We start from the raw sequence: 16,681 nt of genomic DNA on the forward strand, positions 1-16,681 counted from the left end.
CTTTGCCGTTGCGAACGGCGGGCAGGCTCCTCCATTCCTTGGTGTTCATAACCCGTTTTGCATATGCTGCACCTCCTCCCGCTTCCCACACGTTACGAATATATAATCCGCCGCATGCGCGGCAAGCATATCCGGCGTTAATACCAAGCCGATTCCTTCTCCCAGGACGTAATCAGTCAGCGGCTCCGGCGGCCGAAAGGAAAAGGTCCGGTATAAATTGCGAAGGCCTCTGCCATAGGCGACATTGACCGCCCATAACCGGTCCTGCCAAAACTCCAGTACAACTGCCGTCGCGTTATGAGTACTGATTTTGTCGGCGACTATCGAGGCTGCAGCTTCCTCTTTCGCCCGAAACGCAGTAATCCAATTCTCCGCCTCCCGCTCGCGATTCAGCGCTCTGCCCAACCGGAGCAGCTCGTCTAAGGAGTCTTCCTGCCCCCATGGAAGGTAGATCGTTGGAGCAAGCCGGGACAAAGGCTCGCTGTTGGGTCCGGACGTGACGATCAGATCAGGCTGCACGGAAGCAATCGCATGGTGCGATTTGGCATCTCCGATATCCGCTACATGCTTAAGCATTCCCCTGTAGGGGCGGGCGCGCAGCAGATTCGATGACGTTCCCACGGGCGTAAGTCCGAGCGCCAGCAGGTGGCCCAGATATTGCAGCGCCACAATACGCTTCGGCCGCTGCATATAATCGCGTGGAGAGTGGCCGAAATGCTGCTTGAATTTCCGGCTTAAATACATGCCGTCTTGGTATCCGACCTCCCGTGCAATGCGGTCGAGATTGCGATCGTCGCCGTCAAGCAATGCCTCTCTGGCTTTCTCGAGTCGCAGCCGGGTTAAATACTCCGTGAAACCGGAGCCCGTTGCTTTTTTGAACGATACGGAAAAGTGCTCCGGCGTAAATCCAGCTCTCTTTGCCATGTCGTTACGCGTTAAGGCTATGTGATAATGCTTCTCCATATATTCAACTGCAAGTCTCATACGCTCAAGCCAATCCTCTTCCCGATTCTTATCGTTCGTTGATCGCAGCAGCGCACTCAACAACTGTTTGAATACCGCGTCGATGCAAAGACGAGCTGCAAGTCCTCCGCCTCCTGCTTGATCTTGCATTCGTTGGCTTAGTTCTTGAATCAGGACAAGAGCTTCGTGCGTTGCGGCGAAGGGAAGCTTGCCGGTGTCCATCAGTGAAGACAAATTCTTGATGTATACCCTGTTGCACGCGGTGCTATCCTTGAGATCCCATACTTCATAACGCAATTCGTAAACCTCCAGCGGCACCGGCGAAGACGGCGTCCGTTGAATGTCGACGATCGAACCCGGCGGACAATAACAGACAGCCTTCGCCTTCGTTCGGTGCTTTCCCCCGTTCAAATATAAGTCGCCGGAGCCTTTATGGATCAGGTATAGGGTATGCGTCTCCATGAAACCCCCGACTGGCTCTTCGGCGTGACCTTGCTTTATGTACCGTACTCCCAACAGCGAATATTGCGTTTCTTCCATGCTGGCTCTCCTTCTGACGAACTCCTGTTTTAACCTATTATAATCTCATTGATAATCATTCTCAATAAAATAGTGTGTTCAGCTCTAGCTGAATTCTCTCTTATAACTGATGTGATCTGATGAAATCAGAAAAAATAAAAGCGCCATTTCCTTGTGGACTTGGCGCTTTTATGGATTTAGTGAGGGGCCATTTTGCCTGGCATTTGCGACTGGATCGGAGCCGTGGCGTAGCTGTTCTGCATATACTGCATATCTTGCTGAGGCAGCTGCGGCACTTGATAGTAGCCGTGCTTGTTTTGATACAGCGAAATTTCATACGCCATTTCGATGCAGTTGGGAAGGGAATCCGCTAGGACGCGGCGCACAACCGGATTCGTGGATTCCATCGCTGCATTCGTTTTCATGGTAGCGCCGGATTTCACGGCGTTCAGCATGCTGAGCGCGATGGTTTCATCATTGATCTCGGCAGTGGACTGCATCGGTTTTTTCGGTTGTCCCGGTTTCATGCCGTAGATAAAGTCGTTCCCTTGCTTCATTTTATAGCTTTGCGTCGACTTGGATGGATCTTGTCCTGTTTTGAAGCATTCCAAGGTGATATTATATTCATCCGCCATAAATTGCTTTTGGCGCTGCAAGATATCCCGAAGCTCCGGATCCTGCACATGTCCACTCAGCATGGTATACGTGTTCATCGTATTAATGGCTCCTGCCAGTACCTCGTGTACATCGAACATTTCATGACCGCCATGGTTCAATTGCGGTGGAATCATGCCGGTTTCCATGTTCTGATGATTTTGCTGTTGTTCGAATTGCATTCATGTACCTCCTATGGGTTTTTCGATTTTTATGCAGCTATAAATCCACGGTGGTGGCGCTGCGAACGGATTGCATTTGCAGTCCAGGTTTATTGTTCATTACATGAATCAAAAGTATTCAGGCAGTCGACTTATTTCTGATCCATATCGTCAACAGCAGCATGAACGGCAGGGCAACCTGGAAAACCGGGGTTACATAAGTCACGACAATCATCACGCCTAGCCATATGTCGCCGGACCCAAAGCATATTCTCAGATACGATTACAGTTCTCGGGTTGGGGACTACTTTTATTTAGCCATTATCCATGCTGCCTTCATCGGGAAGCAGTTTATTTAACAAAAATTCCTTACCTCAAATAAAAAATCGACCGTTTCTCCCTATCTGGAAACGGTCGACTCCCAAGATGCTTTTCGGCGTTGCCGATATATGACTTATGCCGAAGGATCGGTCTTCCCTTCGTCTTCAATCGCTACGATTTCACACAAGGTTCGCAGCCCCGTCGTATAACCCAATCGCCCTTGCGAATGATCCCAATAGTAGTAATCCCCGTGCATCCATATCAAATCATACGCTTCGCCCAGAGCTGCATTGCGGACAACGAAAGGTCGAACGTTGTTATAAGTCGAGTTTTCGGTGACTTGATTTATTTCGGCGATCGTCCCGTCATGCGCAATGACGCATTGATGAATTTCGAAAACCTCACCGTATGTACCCTTTACAGGGATTGACATGTACACGATGGAAGGGTTGTTATGATCCAGCGTCATGCCCCCGGAATAGCATAATTCTCTTTGATCATTTTGGTGGAACCATCGTCCGCCATCCGCCAACGGTGTAATCCGCCAATCGGAGCCGGACCACTTAGCGTAACAATAATGGTGGCGATCCTTATCCCTACTGATCCTAACAAACAAGATCACCGGGTATCCCTCTTTATCGACGGCTATATCCCAGTTCCAGTTGCGTATGCCCGGCTGGCGATCGACCAAGTAGGTCGGATCGGTTTCTTTGTTATCCAGCTTCAGCGGCCCGCGGTGCAGATCTGCGAGCTGATGTCCATCAGCGCCATGCAGCGTCAGGGTATTCACGTCCAAATACGAATAGTACAATGAATTCGGAATCATATTGTCCGGATGCGTATAGGTATACGTCATCATAATTTTGTCTTTGCCGTTCGTTTCGTACTTGGCATACGGCCTTTTTCCGGTTTCTTGTTCAGAACACCTGGAATCCACGATCTGTTTCGGTTCCATGTCGCAAGTGACGTCGCCATCCGGATCCGGCAGCGTGTACCTAGCGACGGTCGGGTGCCAATTCATGCCCCGCCACAGCAGATAGAAATAACCGGGCTGATCCGTCATCACGAAGGGAGAAGGATAGGTGGTGTTCCCATATCCCGTGGTAGCGATGATTTTTTCAGGCCCTAAGGTTTCTAGATCGTCAGGACGGGCTGTGACGCGATAATAAAAATATGGGGTTGTCGAGTGCTCGGCATAAAAAATCATCACCCGGCCGTCGGGCAGTGCCATAAACGTCGGATTGTTATGGTCATCCTGCTGGAAACCCGCCCGCACCCGCACTTGCTTGCGTTCGTAGGTCACATGATCATATTGAACCGCCTGGATGCTGCCCTCAACATCGATGTACCCGATGTATGTCTTGTCGCTGCCCGTTGCAGCATTGACATGTCGCAGCGCCCTCGGATCGGCAAACCAGCACCAGGCACCATCACCGGTAAGGGTGGTAGGGATGCGTTCGATGCGTTCAGGTTCAGCATTAAGGTTTATATTGGAATTCGTCATTTGAGACCTCCTCGCTTCCTTGTCGGATCCTTGATTGCTTCATGATTATCCCCTATCGTTTCATGGCAGCGAATGCATCCAGCTGATTCTGCAGCTCCTCCAAGAAGCTCGGGAATCCAGCTTCGCTCATCTGCTGCCTCGCAAATGCAAGATCAGCATCGATACCTTCGGACATGCCGACGGTCAACGGTACGATGTATTGCGATCTGACTGCCTCCATGGCTGCGAGCTCCGCCGTTATCGGTACCGTATCGAAGAGGAATCCCGCCAGCGGGCTCTCTCCGTTCTCTACGGCCCGTTTCGCGCCTTCCGGATGCTAATGCTCAACGATGGCCTGCCATTCTCCCGGTTATTTTTCCAATTGGCTCATGCTGCCGTCATACAATCCCGTCCAGCCCGGCTTATTGTTCTCCGACTTGATGCCCGCGTAGCTGATGTAATCCCCCTCCAGATTGTAGTTCTCCCCTTCCACGCCATACAGCAGGAGATTGTGGTATATACGATCTGTGAAGGCATTCTCGATCAGCTTAAGCGCAATTTCCTTATGCTTGGAGAGCGCGCCGACCGAAATCATCGTTATGTTGTCCGGCGTCATATAAAGCATGTAGTTCGGCACATGGTCGAGATAATAATCAAACCATCCGTACTTGAACCCGGGAAACAATTCCTTGAGCACTCCGATGCAGCCGCTCCTGACTGCGTCGAAATGGTTGTTGAATTCCAGCGGCTTCTTATCCGTTTTCATCCATTCCAGCGTTTCGCCGGTGGCGTTTCCCTGGGCAGCCAGAATCTCGCGGCTTGATAGTAACGATCCATTCCGCTCGCTGGCTCGCGCCCATCGTGATGCCCTTCAATTGTACGACGGGCTGCCCGTTTGGACCGCGAATGATGCCTGGGGTCCCTTCCTCGCGAGGATTCATCGTGGAATCATTTGCAATTATGGTGCAATAACGGAGCATGTGTCCGCAAGGTCACCATAATAAGCTCATTTCGGTTAAATAGCGTATCCTCTGTCCTCGTGATCTCAATATTCGTCCTATATTACCAAAATAACACCAGGGATTTGCGTCGTATGACCATTTCCCTCATTAGGACCACGGCAATCGATCCAGCCTCGTTTAACTTCATGGATTTGCGATAATAGAGGACCCTGGTTCCGCTATTTCTTTGATTTACCTGTTTTCACAGCCATATGCGGACAAGAGATCCGCTATTGCAGGATTTAGCGTGGAATCATTTGCGATTATGGTGTAATAACGGATCCTGGGTCCGCAAGGTCACCATAATGAGCCCATTTCGGCAAAATAGCGAATCCTCTGTCCTCATGGTCTCAATATAAAGCAACTCCAGCTCGAAGCTCAGCCTCTTCTATTTGCAATGCCCATAACGTGCGGATTCCAAGGCCCCTCCCCTGCATTCATAGGTTCCACAGGAATCTTAAAGACAACGCTTTCAATTTATCGAGCAGCCTTCATATTTCCTGTCTTCTTGTCCGTATTTTATATCAATGCGTCTACCTTTAGCTACTATATTAACGGCTTCGACTCCATCATTTTCGCATCATTTTTTCCTTGAACGGTTAGATAAGGATAAAAAGAGCTGCCTTTCAGCAGCTCATCATTGACTCATTTAAGGTTGGCCTTAGTGAACACGATTACTTCCGACAGGCGGCCTCCGCCAGCTCGGTGAGCCACTGCGCCCTCTCCCCTTCGGCTTTGGCGGCTATCTTCTTCAGCTTGTCCGTACCGCCCCAGATCAAATATACGATATGCTCCACCTGGTAATACGGGAGTCCGCGAACTTGATCGAGCACTAGCCTGACGTTTCGATCGTGTTCCATGTCCGATTGCATCTTCAGTTTCATCGAATCGGTGCAGTGCAGCATGCACTTTATCAAGGTTGGAATGGTTTCCGTATGAACACCATGCCGCTCTTTAAAAGCTACCGTGAAATGGTTTTGAACGGATTGGTGTTCGTCATCGACTTTGCCCATGTATTCCCCCACCAACGGGAAATACGTTTGATCCTTCAATCCGAGGCCAAAGACGGCATAACTTCCCGGCATGCAGTTTTTTTCCCCTTCCGTATCCGCATACCATTCAAACGGCTCCATCGCTGCTTTGGCATACTCCTCCATGAAGGGATACAAATCCGGGTATTCCAAGGCGTTGGCGAAGAACCGATGCGTTCCCGACTTAGCCAATCCTTTGATCGGCAGCCACTGCTTGAGCGAAGATTTCAGTTTGATTTGGCAGCTTTTCGGGAATCCCAAACTGAAGAGGCGTGTCAGAAACCGGAGGGCGCGAGCGTAACTCTCCCCCGTTTCCTGCTTAATGGCTATGGAGACCTCGGCAAACACATCGTTGGCCGTGCAGTCCACCATTTCGTCACGCAAACAGACGTCTTCCTTGGCGAAAGTCCCGCTTCCTTCCTTAGTCAATCGTTTGGCCCGTTCGCTCCCCAGCTCCTTAGCGCAATTCAACATAGCCAATCCTGTGCTTCTGCTATAAGAGGGCTCGTATTTCAGAATCAGGATGGCGGCGTAGATCAGCAGTTCGATTGGACCCTGCTCGGTATTTTCCAAATGAATGTCGATTTTTTTCTTGTATTCTCGCTGCCATTGCGTCCCGATATTATCGAAATAACGCGGCAGCCAACGCTGCTCCGCCCAATTCCGTAAAGCCGTAATCAGATTAGATCGATGCTCTGCGAGATGATGGTTCCCTTTGTTCAATTGCTGAACCCGCTCAAAAACGGCAATGATCCATGCGGGATCCGCGTCAGGATACAGCCCCTCGTCCAGGATGTGCCTGGACAGGAAAAACGTCTCCAACGGTTTCGTCGGATAGGTTCCCGCTTCTAGCTTATTGGCAATATAGGTTGCGATTCGTTCCCGTAATTGCTTCTTCTTTGTCTCATCTGCATATGTAAGAATGGAAAGGTTCAGGTCGCCTTCACGCACTCGAAACTTGCCGTTAAACGTAAACTGATAATCGATTAACGAGCTCGGCATCTCGTCCAATTTATGCTGCATATAAGTGGATAGCTCAGGAACGATGTGCTCTCGCACATGTTCTTCGGTCAGCGGCTCACCAGGTGTCCCCCTGTCTATCGGCATCGATAAGTCCAGGTCATGATCCGTCATGCTCACCCTGCCCTTGTCATATTCGAGCAGCGCATAGTCGTGAATCCCGATCTGCAGCGAAGTACGCTTTACAATGTCCTCCGCGTTTTTATCGCTGATATGGGCCATCCATTTGTCAATCTCCAGTTTCATTTCGTTCAAAAGTGTTTCCAGTGTCTGATCCATGTTCCACAATGCTCCTTTATATCATTTCGTATTGTTCCTTATCTACCCTTACAATCTCCATGATCATGACTTAAACCTCCATTAGCGGCCCCTTCATGGATTTGACCCCATACAAATCTTGGAATCTATTGCTTCATCTATGATACTATAAAACCGACTCATTTAAAGATCATTTCTAAGAGCATACATTCGATTCTGGAAATAGGAGGTTGTTCATTGAGCGCAAAACAATGGAGCGCAAGATGGGATACGGAGCAAACCACCGAAGTGAATCAGGCTGTGGCTGCGGTTACAGGCAAACATAATATGCATAAAAAAGCACGGAGATTCCCTTCCTCTCCCTTTGGATTGACAGATGCAGGGCATGAGGATTTCCGAGGTGTCACTTTGAGCGAGAATATCCAGTACCTGGATGTTCAGCATGTTGATTTATCTTTTGCCAAGTTTATGGACGGAACGGGTCTGAACTCATCCAGGTTTACGCATTGCCGCTTTGATGGAATGAAACTTGGCGGTTCGTTTGTGACGCGTCATTTCAACCATTGTTCGTTTCGAAAAACCAATTTAAAAAAAGCCCGGATTGGAGAAAGGTTTGAGGATTGCGATTTTACCGGAGCCAATTTAAGTCACGCCATCGCACGCGACGCGGCCTTCATTCGGTGTAACTTCTCGAATGTTAATTTTAGCGGCGCACATCTGATGTACTGCCTCTTTGAAGAATGCAGTTTCAATGAAGCAATCTTTGATAACGGCTCCTTATCCGGAAGCCGGTTTGTAAGTGAAGCGGAAGCTCTACCGGTTTGGGATAATACAATTATGGAGCATGTCAAGATCAACGGAAAACCCTTTGCTTAATTTTCGACCCTGCGAGCCCAACACCCCATCCACTACCAAAGCCCTCAAGATCCACGGTTAAAAAGCCGCGATTTCGTGGTTCTTTTGCTCGCGCTAAAACATCGTCGCGCTGAATGCTGCGATGAATAAAGCTCTGGTCTAAGCCGTATTTACCCATCAGGTTAAGCTGCTGAACAGCCTATCGATCCACGCCAATTCGCCTTGAACCTGGGAGACCGAATACCGTAGAACCTCGTCCCGGAACAATTCGTCCTCACCTTCATCCAGTCTTCTCTCGATATCTGACAGCAGCTCTTCCAAATCCTTCTTTCTCCTATGTAAAATCCGATTCCGGTCCTCCTTCGAAATACGATCGAACAGGGACACTCTAACCATGAATTCGATTTGATGTTTTGCATCTTTTTCGGTGAATTCGTTAATGAGGTTTGCGATTTGTTCCCTCCCTGCTTCTGTAATTTCATATACATACTGATTCGGTCTGCCTTCCTGCTCATTTCGATGCTTACGAACAAATCCCTCATCCGTAAATTTTCGCAATGTCGGGTATAACATGTTGTGATTGACGTCCATCAAATAACCGAGATCCTTTTGGATTTCTTTTTTTATTTCGTACCCGTGTTTCGGGGATTTATCGATTTGGATCAGAATGAGAAGTTCAAGATACATGATCGTTCAGGCCTTTCGTCGACGGATTTGACAATACCGCTGCATATTTAACAGCACATCTCTAGCGTATATGTTCAATCAAAATCCGACAAGGAAGAATATAAACAGAACTTTGGACATGGGTCATTGGAAACTATGACCAATTAAATCAATATGTTAAATTAACATATGTTATATTACACTAGCATTGGAGGGAATGTAATGAATCATGAGATCATCTCCTTAGAGGAAATCACGCAATTCCGTTCACCGATCGAAGAATTCAATCCTTATGAATGGTACAAACACAAATTGCAGCATGAGCCCATCGTTTATAATCAGGCGACCCAAACCTGGAACGTCTTCCGGTACGATGACGTCAAGAGGGTTCTCAAGGATCATGAATATTTCTCTAGTGTTAGAACGCGGACGATGATCAGCGTTGGCGCCGATAATGACGAAGGCCAGAAAATGAGCAAGATCAACCTGCAATCAGACCCCCCGGAACACCAAAAAAGCCGTGCCTTGATATCGGCGGCTTTCACCCCTCGCAGCTTGAAGCTCTGGGAGCCGCGCATTCAAGAGATTGCAGACCAGCTTCTGCAGGAAATGGGAGACGCCCATGTCATTGACATCGTCCAAAGTTATGCCAGTGCGCTGCCAACGATCGTTATAGCGGATCTGCTCGGAGTTCCTTCCGAAGACCGGTTATTATTCAAGGAATGGGTAAACCATTTGTTCCTTCCCCTGCCCAAAAACCATTCGGAAGATGTACAAGAACTGAAACGTCAAGCTGCCAAGGAATATTACAACTACCTCTATCCTCATATCGTCCAAAAAAGAGCCAATCTCGCGGACGATATCATCTCCGATCTCATTCAAGCCGAGGTGGACGGGGATCGGTTATCGGACGATGAGATCGTCCGAACGACGATGTTCATCCTGGGTGCAGGCATTGAAACGACGACTCATCTGCTAGCTAATACGTTCTATTCGTTCTTATATGACAACAACCAAATTTACGGGGAAATCCAGGCTAACCGCGAGCTCCTTCCCAATGCCATCGAGGAAATGCTCCGCTATCGGTTTAACATTGCAAAAATGGATCGAACCGTCAAACAGGACAATCATGTACTCGGCGTAGATATGAAACAAGGGGATCTCGTCGTCGCATGGATGAGTGCTGCCAATATGGATGAAGAGGTATTTGAGGATCCCTTCACCTTGAACATCCACCGTACCAATAACAAAAAACATTTAACCTTTGGGAATGGCGCTCACTTCTGCCTGGGTGCTCCGCTGGCACGGCTGGAAGCAAATATTGCGATAAGCAGGTTCATGGATTTCTTCCCGCGCATTGAACCCGTTCCTGAATTTAAACTGGAAGATAACCTGAGTCCTTCTGCGGCAGGACAAATGTTGACTCAGCTTCCTATCCGTGTTCATCGGTAAGACTGACCTGTCTCATTTTATTTGGTACATCAAATGGTACATCAAAAAAAGCCCTCCACAGCAAGGGCTTATAATATCGGGAGACCCTGCCTGCTTCTGAAATGACAGGGTCTCTCGCTTAGTAGGAAATCATTCTATTGTTTTTTTACCTCTTGGGTTCATACCAGTAACCGGGCCGCCCGTTGTTTAAACGCATGAGCGCTTCCAGGAAGAAATAATCGCCCCAGATGACAAAATCGTCCGGCGCAATTCCCCCTCTGACAAAATACGAACCATGCCGCAAAAAGCCTTCTTCGTCCGGATTACCCTTCGTAAAATATCCCTGTACCATGGAATCCATGGAACGCCGAACGGCATCAAGGAGAAGTTCCCTGCGGGGATCATCGCTTGACAGCTGGTCGGCGATTTCCAGCATCCCGCAAGCGGCAATCGCAGAAGCAGAGCTGTCTTTAGGCGTAAGTGCCGTTGGCGGAACGTCGAAATCCCAGTAGGCGACTTGATCATCCGGAAGACGGTCGATGAAATAACGCGCCATTCGAATCGCCGTGTCCAAATATTGCGGTTCTTCGAAATAACGGTAGGCCAGCGCGAATCCATATATGCCCCAAGCCTGCCCCCGCGTCCACGTGGAACCATCCTGAAATCCTTGATGGGTACCTCCGCGCACGGCATCCCCCGATTCGGGATCAAAATAAAAGGTATGATAGGATGAGGCATCGCCGCGAACCAGGAACTTCAGGCTTTTGTCAGCATGAATGCGGGCGGCTTCGGCATATGCCGATCTCCCGGTCTGTTCGGTTGCCCAGCACAACAAAGGCAAATTCATCAAGCAGTCGATGATGATCCGGCCGCCGTTTTGGAGGTCATGTTCAGGGCCCCACGCCTGGATAAGCTGAAGCGTGGGCCTCCATCGTCTCATGAGCGCATCAGCCGCCTGAAGAGCCGTGATCTTGGCCGCTTCGTCCCGTTCAACCATCCATTGCGCCAGTGCAGATAAAGAATACAAGAAACCGATATCGTGATGATCCAGATTTTTATGCTCCGCTAATCTTGCTTGAAATGAATGCGTGCATCGGACTGCAGCTTCACGGATATAGGAATCCTGACCGTACTCGCAGCTCAGCCACAGGATTCCCGGCCAAAATCCTTCCGTCCAATCCGTATGATCCACCAGTTGGTATTTGCCGTTTCCGTTTCCGACATGCGGAAACCGATCTTCAAACCGGGCGATATTCGCTTTGGTCGTATGCAAGGTTTGTTCTATGATAGCGTTCCAGTCCATCTTGCCCTCCCGTAACTTATTCATTTGGTGCGGCTCCATCCAAACAGAGCCCGCTCTTCCATTCTCACCGCTATTTCGGCTCGACTTCGTCCAGGGTCATGCGGTATTCCAAATCCTTCATGTACGATCCATCCGCGTGCAGTAAGACCATGCCGAAGTCCATATTCCCGCCGTTTCCATGGACAATCGCGATCAGCCGGTTAAGGCCGCTCTTCAGGACAAGCTCAAGTTCTGGCTCCGGCACAAACTCGCCGTTCAAATAAATGTCGTACGGTGTTTCCGATCGAATTCTCATGCATCCCTTGCGGTACGACTCGGCGCCTTCAGGGACCTGTACGAAACAGCTCAAGAACCATGGCTCGTTCGCGGCATGGGCGATCCGCATCTTTCCGTCCTCGGACCTCCGCTCTTTTTTCTGCATCCAGCCGTATAAGCCTTCTCCCAAATTATTGAGTGAATATTCGGGATCGGTATAATACGTTTTCATGGCTTCGTAATCGACGTATGGCGGGCAAGGCAGCGCCATGACCGCTTCCACTGCCCATGCGCCGTCAGCCTTCTCGCTCTCCAGTAAGCGGTCATCGAAGGCAGACCCCAGATTGGCGAGAAGTCGAGTGTACAATCGCTGCGCTTTGTCACTGTCAAGATCAGTCAGAAGCTGCGAACAGAGAATGGAACCTGCCCCTATCCTCTCTCCAACGAGAAAAGCACCGGGTCGGCGAGCGTTCCTGCGGTTGATTTCAACCAACGCAAGACGGCTGTATTCGGATGTGTAACCATCCACGAAATAGTCCTTCCAGGCAGTTCCCTCGATGCTTACGCACACATCCGCCATGCCCGGCACTTCCAGCTGATCGCTGGCCAGCGGCCGGTTCACGACATCGCGCGGCGAAAGGAACACTTTATCGAAGCCGAACAAATCAACCGGGCTAAAGCCGCGCACGGCGTCGTGGGAGTAATCTGCCGCTAGATGGTAGGCCTCGTGCGGCTCCACGCGTACCGGCCGGCCCAACAAACGGGCAAGCGTGTCCTGCTGACTGCTGTCCGCCGGCAGGACAAGCACATGCCCGCCGGCTTCGGCATAGCGCTTGACGGCCTCGGCAGCGCCAGGCGACCCAAGCAGGCGGGCTTCGGCCACGAGCAGGCCGAAGGATTGCTCGGGGAATTCGCGCTCCGCAGCTTCACCTCTCACCGCTGCGGCATCCAGCACCTTATAACGCAGCCGAAGTCGGTCGAGGAACGCTGCCGCTGTCCCGCCAGGGCTTACCAGCGCTCCTGCCGTCCGCATGGCGGCGGGGACGACAGCTTCCTCGGCCCGCCCTGCATAAGCCAGCAGGTTGCGCAGCAGCAGGCAAGCTTGCGGTACTCGGTCTAGATTGGCCATGATCTCCAGCTGATTGGCCAGAAACATGCCGCTTCCGCTCCGATATTCCAGCAGCGGCGACCAAAGATCCCCCCCGTCGCCGAAATCGCCGGCGCTGCACTCCAGCAGCAAGGTGAAATCGCCATGGACCGGCTTTTCGAACGCGGCGCGTATGATCGGTAACGGCCCTTCTTCGCGCAGCTCCTCGTGCCAGAACATCAGGTCCTCGTCGCCCAAGCCCTTCAGCACCGGATGACGGTAATCCCCGGCATAGGCGCGCAGAAAAGGCCTGCGCGACAGCGTAAGCCGACCGAGCGACAGGCCGGTCTGCTCCAGCAGAAGCAGGCGTCCGCCCCTCGCAACGAAGGCTTTAAGCTCCGCTTCCAGCCTGCCGTCCGAATCCTCCGCATTGCTGCCAATAATCAGCAAATCATCGGACGACAGCAAGGCGATCGCTTCGCGGTTCGCCCGTTGGCAGCCGGGTACTAGCCGGCGGATCCGGATATAATCTTCTTCAGAGCCCCAGTAAGCCGCCGGGCGGCCGACTTCGACAGGATCATGGAGCAAGCTTCCCGGCACAAGCCGGTATTCCTTGCGCAGCTCAAACATCAGACGCTCGCCATGAAACAGCGAGGCCTTCAGCAGCGCCGTCCCTTCCGTATCCACGGGGATGGGAGTCCATGTGATTTCAATGGCCTTGGACTCGGCCGGCTCTTGACGGAACGTGAAGATACGATCCAGCACGATCGTCTCCCCTTGCATGACCTCGCATTCAATACGCACGTCTTGTGCGGACAGCGTGTCGTTGAAGACGTCAAAGCTGCGCGAGATGGGCGCGTCGTCGTAGAAGCAGCCGTTGTATTCGGCCGCGAACATCGTAACCGGCTTCATCGCCTCCGCCATGATGGCGAAAGCCGGATTAGGAAGATACATCGGATGATCCGGGAGCATACCGTTGTTGATCGTCAGCGAATAAGCCGGGATCGTCTTGGGGCTTACGCCGGGCAAGCCCGGTTCCAACGGCGGAGCTGCGACGTCGTTCTCCGGCATCGACCGCATGAAATAATGGGCGAAATTAAACGTGGCTATGCCCGAGACGCCTTGCCGCCGCGCATACTCCACAAATAGGCGTTCCTTGTGCGCCAGTCCGGCCGTGCTTTCGTCCGTACCGCGATAGGCCTGCAGCCCTGCGTACATGCTGGCGTTCTGCGGGCATATGTACCACCATCCGCCGTGTTCGCCGAAGGTCAAAGGTACGGTACGGTCCCATTGAGCAATGGTGCCGTCGATGTTGTAATGACGGCTCTCCACTTCCGTATGCGCTTTGGACAGCAGCCGATTGTCCCCTTCTGCGACGATCGGCCGCGTTGGATCCAGTTCGCGCATTGCCTCCATGAAGCCGGGAATCTGCGACCTGTAGCCGTCCCGGCCGTCAACCCAGCGCATTTCGTTCTGCAAGCTCCACATGATGACCGAAGGATGATTCTTGTCGCGCCGAACGAGCCGCTGAACATGCAACCGACAATGGGCCAAGTATTCGGGATGGTCGGCGAGCATGGATTTGCCCGATCCGTATATGGCCGTTTCGTCGATAATCATCATGCCCTCCTCGTCGGCAATCCGCACATAATCTTCCGGATAGGGTTCGGCATGCAGGCGGATACTGTTGATTCCGACAGACCGGCACATCCGGTACCAATTACGGATATACGTCTCCGTCTGCTGGAGTCCGCCTTGAAAATGCCACGAATCGCCGCGAAGATGGATCGGGATCCCGTTCAGCATAAATTGAGGACCTTCGCACCAAAATTCGCGGAAACCGAATACCTCTTCGCGCCGGTCGAGAACCTGCTCACCTGCTACAAGTTCAAGCACCGCGACATAAAGGAATGGCGTGTCAGGATTCCACAGCTTGGCGTCCTGCCAATCCAGGGTGAAGGAGGCGCGATAAACCGCTCCGCCGCGTTCGTTCTCGCACAACCGAAGCATCCCGGCAGCAGAGAGATCGACCTGTTCAGCGGGCTGCTCCGCCTGGAGGACCGGAACGGCCAGATTGTCTTCGGCTTCCGCTCTCCCTCCTGTCCTTCTATCCACGAGGTGCCTCTCCGTTTCAATTCCACGGCCCTGAGCTTGCTGCGGCTTCGCATCTTGAACCCCGTATCGATGGGTGCCGCTGCCTGACGAATCGGCATCCCTTGCCTCCGAAAGTTCTCCATCCTGTCGCAATACGCCAAGTTCCCGCACGCTCAGCCTCACATGGATCGGCCCAAGAACCGGAGCCGTTTCGGCCGTCCCGGCGATAACCGCAAGCTCCAAGCACTTCTTCCGCACGGACGTGCAAATGGTTACATCCTCCAGTGAAAGAACCGGGTAGCTTTCCAGATAGACATCCTGCCATATCCCTCTGGCGACATTGCCAAACCATGAACCTGTCAATCCCGTCACTTTCTCCATGCCGGACGGCAGCTTCACTCTGTCGAAGCTCCCGCATAGGATATGGAGATGATGCTCGCGGCCCGGCGCTACGCTCGACGTGATATCGAGCCGCAGCGGCAGGTAGCCGTCCTCCCAAACCGCGACTTCCGCCCCGTCGAGAAATAGGACGGCTTTTTGCATAATGCCGTCCAGCCGCAGGACGATCCGCTGACCGGCCATGTGTTCGGGAATCCGGAAGCAGCGGTGCAGAACGCCCGCTTCTGCGGCGTCCCACGCCTTGGGATAGCTGTAGAGATCCATCGGAGCATATCCGTGCTCGTGAATTTCGCCGAACGTTCTGCCGTTTGGCTGCTCGTACGACCGTCTCCAGCTGGAAGGAACTCGGACGGGCTCCGGCTCGTAGACGATCTCATCCGGAAGCTGCCGGCGCTGCGGCTGATCGTACAGCGGCATGAAGTCCCACTCTCCGTTCAGGCACCATCGGTTACGCATGCTTTGTACCCTGCCTTTCGTCGGAGATGCGCACTTCCCGTACAAGCTCCAGCTCCCGCCAGATCTCCTGTCCGCTCGGCGCCTCCTCCCACTTGATAAAATGCGGGTCCATCGCCGCCGCCCAATCATCCGGCCGGAGCGAAGTATTCAGCTTCCCTTTGTAGGGCGCTGGCTCAAGCGTAGCGGGAAGCTCGGAGTAGAAGAAGAGCAGATTCTCATGCAGGCCGATGATCCCGTACTTGTCTCCATCGCCAGGCCGTTCTTCCTGGTACTGGTAATGATAGTACACGTAGCTGGCCGTCTCTTCGGGCTTCAGCCGGGCGATCCTTCCATACGGCACGCTGTCTTTATACCTGCGTTCCCAATGCTTCTCCGAAGCGGGGGCTTGGTAATGAAAAATATCGGTCATGGCCGCCCATGGTCGTTCTAATCCCCCTCCCGGCCAAACGGCCAGCCACGAATTGGCTTCCGGCAGCAGAATTTCCGGAAGGACCTGCTCACCTCGGCATTCATAATAAAGAAACAACCGGCTTCCATCCGCAAACAAACTTAATCGGGGTACGCCCTCCCGCTTCATCGCATCTTCAACCGCTTGAATAAACCGTTCCCCGCGAAACCAGGAACGGATATTTCCCCCGATTTCCTCGGCCCTATATAAACATCGTTGCATGAATGGCATGCAGCACCTCCTGCTGTCAATTTTGATGTTACAGGATGTCTCAAT

General features: G+C 51.9%; 12 protein-coding genes. 2 read left to right on the forward strand and 10 right to left on the reverse strand.

The window, feature by feature from the left end:
* Positions 1 to 45 precede the first annotated feature (45 nt).
* From AC3RCL_RS16820 to AC3RCL_RS16845, 6 genes are all read right to left on the reverse strand, one after another.
* Entirely contained in the window at positions 46 to 1,503 is a 1,458-nt protein-coding gene (locus AC3RCL_RS16820) for a helix-turn-helix domain-containing protein (protein ID WP_492530845.1), read from the reverse strand.
* Between the two features lie 176 nt (positions 1,504 to 1,679).
* Positions 1,680 to 2,318: a spore coat protein gene (locus AC3RCL_RS16825; protein ID WP_015735056.1), complete on the reverse strand. Its 639-nt coding sequence runs from the start codon at positions 2,316 to 2,318 to the stop codon at positions 1,680 to 1,682.
* 433 nt (positions 2,319 to 2,751) lie between these two features.
* The gene (locus AC3RCL_RS16830) at positions 2,752 to 4,122 is read right to left on the reverse strand and encodes a BNR repeat-containing protein (RefSeq protein ID WP_492530847.1); all 1,371 of its coding nucleotides are present in this window, start codon (positions 4,120 to 4,122) and stop codon (positions 2,752 to 2,754) included.
* 52 nt (positions 4,123 to 4,174) lie between these two features.
* Positions 4,175 to 4,342 (reverse strand): DUF3502 domain-containing protein, encoded by a 168-nt coding sequence (locus AC3RCL_RS16835; RefSeq protein WP_492530849.1) that lies wholly within the window; start codon positions 4,340 to 4,342, stop codon positions 4,175 to 4,177.
* Positions 4,343 to 4,471: 129 nt separating this feature from the next.
* Positions 4,472 to 4,867 carry a hypothetical protein gene (locus AC3RCL_RS16840; RefSeq protein WP_492530851.1) on the reverse strand — a complete coding sequence of 132 codons (396 nt, stop codon included), beginning with the start codon at positions 4,865 to 4,867 and terminating at the stop codon, positions 4,472 to 4,474.
* 909 nt (positions 4,868 to 5,776) lie between these two features.
* A complete protein-coding gene (locus AC3RCL_RS16845; RefSeq protein WP_492530853.1) occupies positions 5,777 to 7,432 on the reverse strand; it encodes a DUF6138 family protein in 1,656 nt (551 codons plus the stop codon).
* 216 nt (positions 7,433 to 7,648) lie between these two features.
* Between AC3RCL_RS16845 and AC3RCL_RS16850 the strand changes: the two genes are divergently transcribed.
* On the forward strand, positions 7,649 to 8,287 hold the full coding sequence (locus AC3RCL_RS16850; protein ID WP_492530855.1) for a pentapeptide repeat-containing protein: 639 nt from the start codon (positions 7,649 to 7,651) through the stop codon (positions 8,285 to 8,287).
* A 156-nt stretch (positions 8,288 to 8,443) separates the two neighbouring features.
* On the opposite strand, the gene AC3RCL_RS16855 is transcribed toward AC3RCL_RS16850, so the two are convergent.
* Complete coding sequence (locus AC3RCL_RS16855; protein WP_492530856.1) at positions 8,444 to 8,953, reverse strand: helix-turn-helix transcriptional regulator; 510 nt, start codon at positions 8,951 to 8,953, stop codon at positions 8,444 to 8,446.
* Between the two features lie 201 nt (positions 8,954 to 9,154).
* Between AC3RCL_RS16855 and AC3RCL_RS16860 the strand changes: the two genes are divergently transcribed.
* Positions 9,155 to 10,384, forward strand: a complete 1,230-nt coding sequence (locus AC3RCL_RS16860) for a cytochrome P450 (RefSeq protein WP_096773537.1) — start codon at positions 9,155 to 9,157, stop codon at positions 10,382 to 10,384.
* Positions 10,385 to 10,529: 145 nt separating this feature from the next.
* On the opposite strand, the gene AC3RCL_RS16865 is transcribed toward AC3RCL_RS16860, so the two are convergent.
* The 3 genes from AC3RCL_RS16865 to AC3RCL_RS16875 are packed head-to-tail and all read right to left on the reverse strand — an operon-like array spanning position 10,530 to position 16,636.
* Positions 10,530 to 11,690: a glycoside hydrolase family 88 protein gene (locus AC3RCL_RS16865; RefSeq protein ID WP_492530859.1), complete on the reverse strand. Its 1,161-nt coding sequence runs from the start codon at positions 11,688 to 11,690 to the stop codon at positions 10,530 to 10,532.
* Between the two features lie 46 nt (positions 11,691 to 11,736).
* Positions 11,737 to 15,957: a glycoside hydrolase family 2 protein gene (locus AC3RCL_RS16870; protein ID WP_492530861.1), complete on the reverse strand. Its 4,221-nt coding sequence runs from the start codon at positions 15,955 to 15,957 to the stop codon at positions 11,737 to 11,739.
* The gene (locus tag AC3RCL_RS16875; protein WP_492530863.1) at positions 15,950 to 16,636 is read right to left on the reverse strand and encodes a hypothetical protein; all 687 of its coding nucleotides are present in this window, start codon (positions 16,634 to 16,636) and stop codon (positions 15,950 to 15,952) included. Before AC3RCL_RS16875 ends, AC3RCL_RS16870 begins: the two co-directional genes overlap by 8 nt.
* Between the last annotated feature and the right edge of the window lie 45 nt (positions 16,637 to 16,681).

The sequence above is a fragment of the Paenibacillus sp. MT86 genome, from assembly GCF_058792535.1.

Bases quoted from the DNA above. Each gene is read 5' to 3' on its own strand.
- AC3RCL_RS16820 (WP_492530845.1), bottom strand. From the start codon at position 1,503: ATGGAAGAAACGCAATATTCGCTGTTGGGAGTACGGTACATAAAGCAA.
- AC3RCL_RS16825 (WP_015735056.1), bottom strand. From the start codon at position 2,318: ATGCAATTCGAACAACAGCAAAATCATCAGAACATGGAAACCGGCATG.
- AC3RCL_RS16830 (WP_492530847.1), bottom strand. From the start codon at position 4,122: ATGACGAATTCCAATATAAACCTTAATGCTGAACCTGAACGCATCGAA.
- AC3RCL_RS16835 (WP_492530849.1), bottom strand. From the start codon at position 4,342: ATGGAGGCAGTCAGATCGCAATACATCGTACCGTTGACCGTCGGCATG.
- AC3RCL_RS16840 (WP_492530851.1), bottom strand. From the start codon at position 4,867: ATGAAAACGGATAAGAAGCCGCTGGAATTCAACAACCATTTCGACGCA.
- AC3RCL_RS16845 (WP_492530853.1), bottom strand. From the start codon at position 7,432: ATGGATCAGACACTGGAAACACTTTTGAACGAAATGAAACTGGAGATT.
- AC3RCL_RS16855 (WP_492530856.1), bottom strand. From the start codon at position 8,953: ATGTATCTTGAACTTCTCATTCTGATCCAAATCGATAAATCCCCGAAA.
- AC3RCL_RS16860 (WP_096773537.1), top strand. From the start codon at position 9,155: ATGAATCATGAGATCATCTCCTTAGAGGAAATCACGCAATTCCGTTCA.
- AC3RCL_RS16865 (WP_492530859.1), bottom strand. From the start codon at position 11,690: ATGAATAAGTTACGGGAGGGCAAGATGGACTGGAACGCTATCATAGAA.
- AC3RCL_RS16870 (WP_492530861.1), bottom strand. From the start codon at position 15,957: ATGCGTAACCGATGGTGCCTGAACGGAGAGTGGGACTTCATGCCGCTG.
- AC3RCL_RS16875 (WP_492530863.1), bottom strand. From the start codon at position 16,636: ATGCCATTCATGCAACGATGTTTATATAGGGCCGAGGAAATCGGGGGA.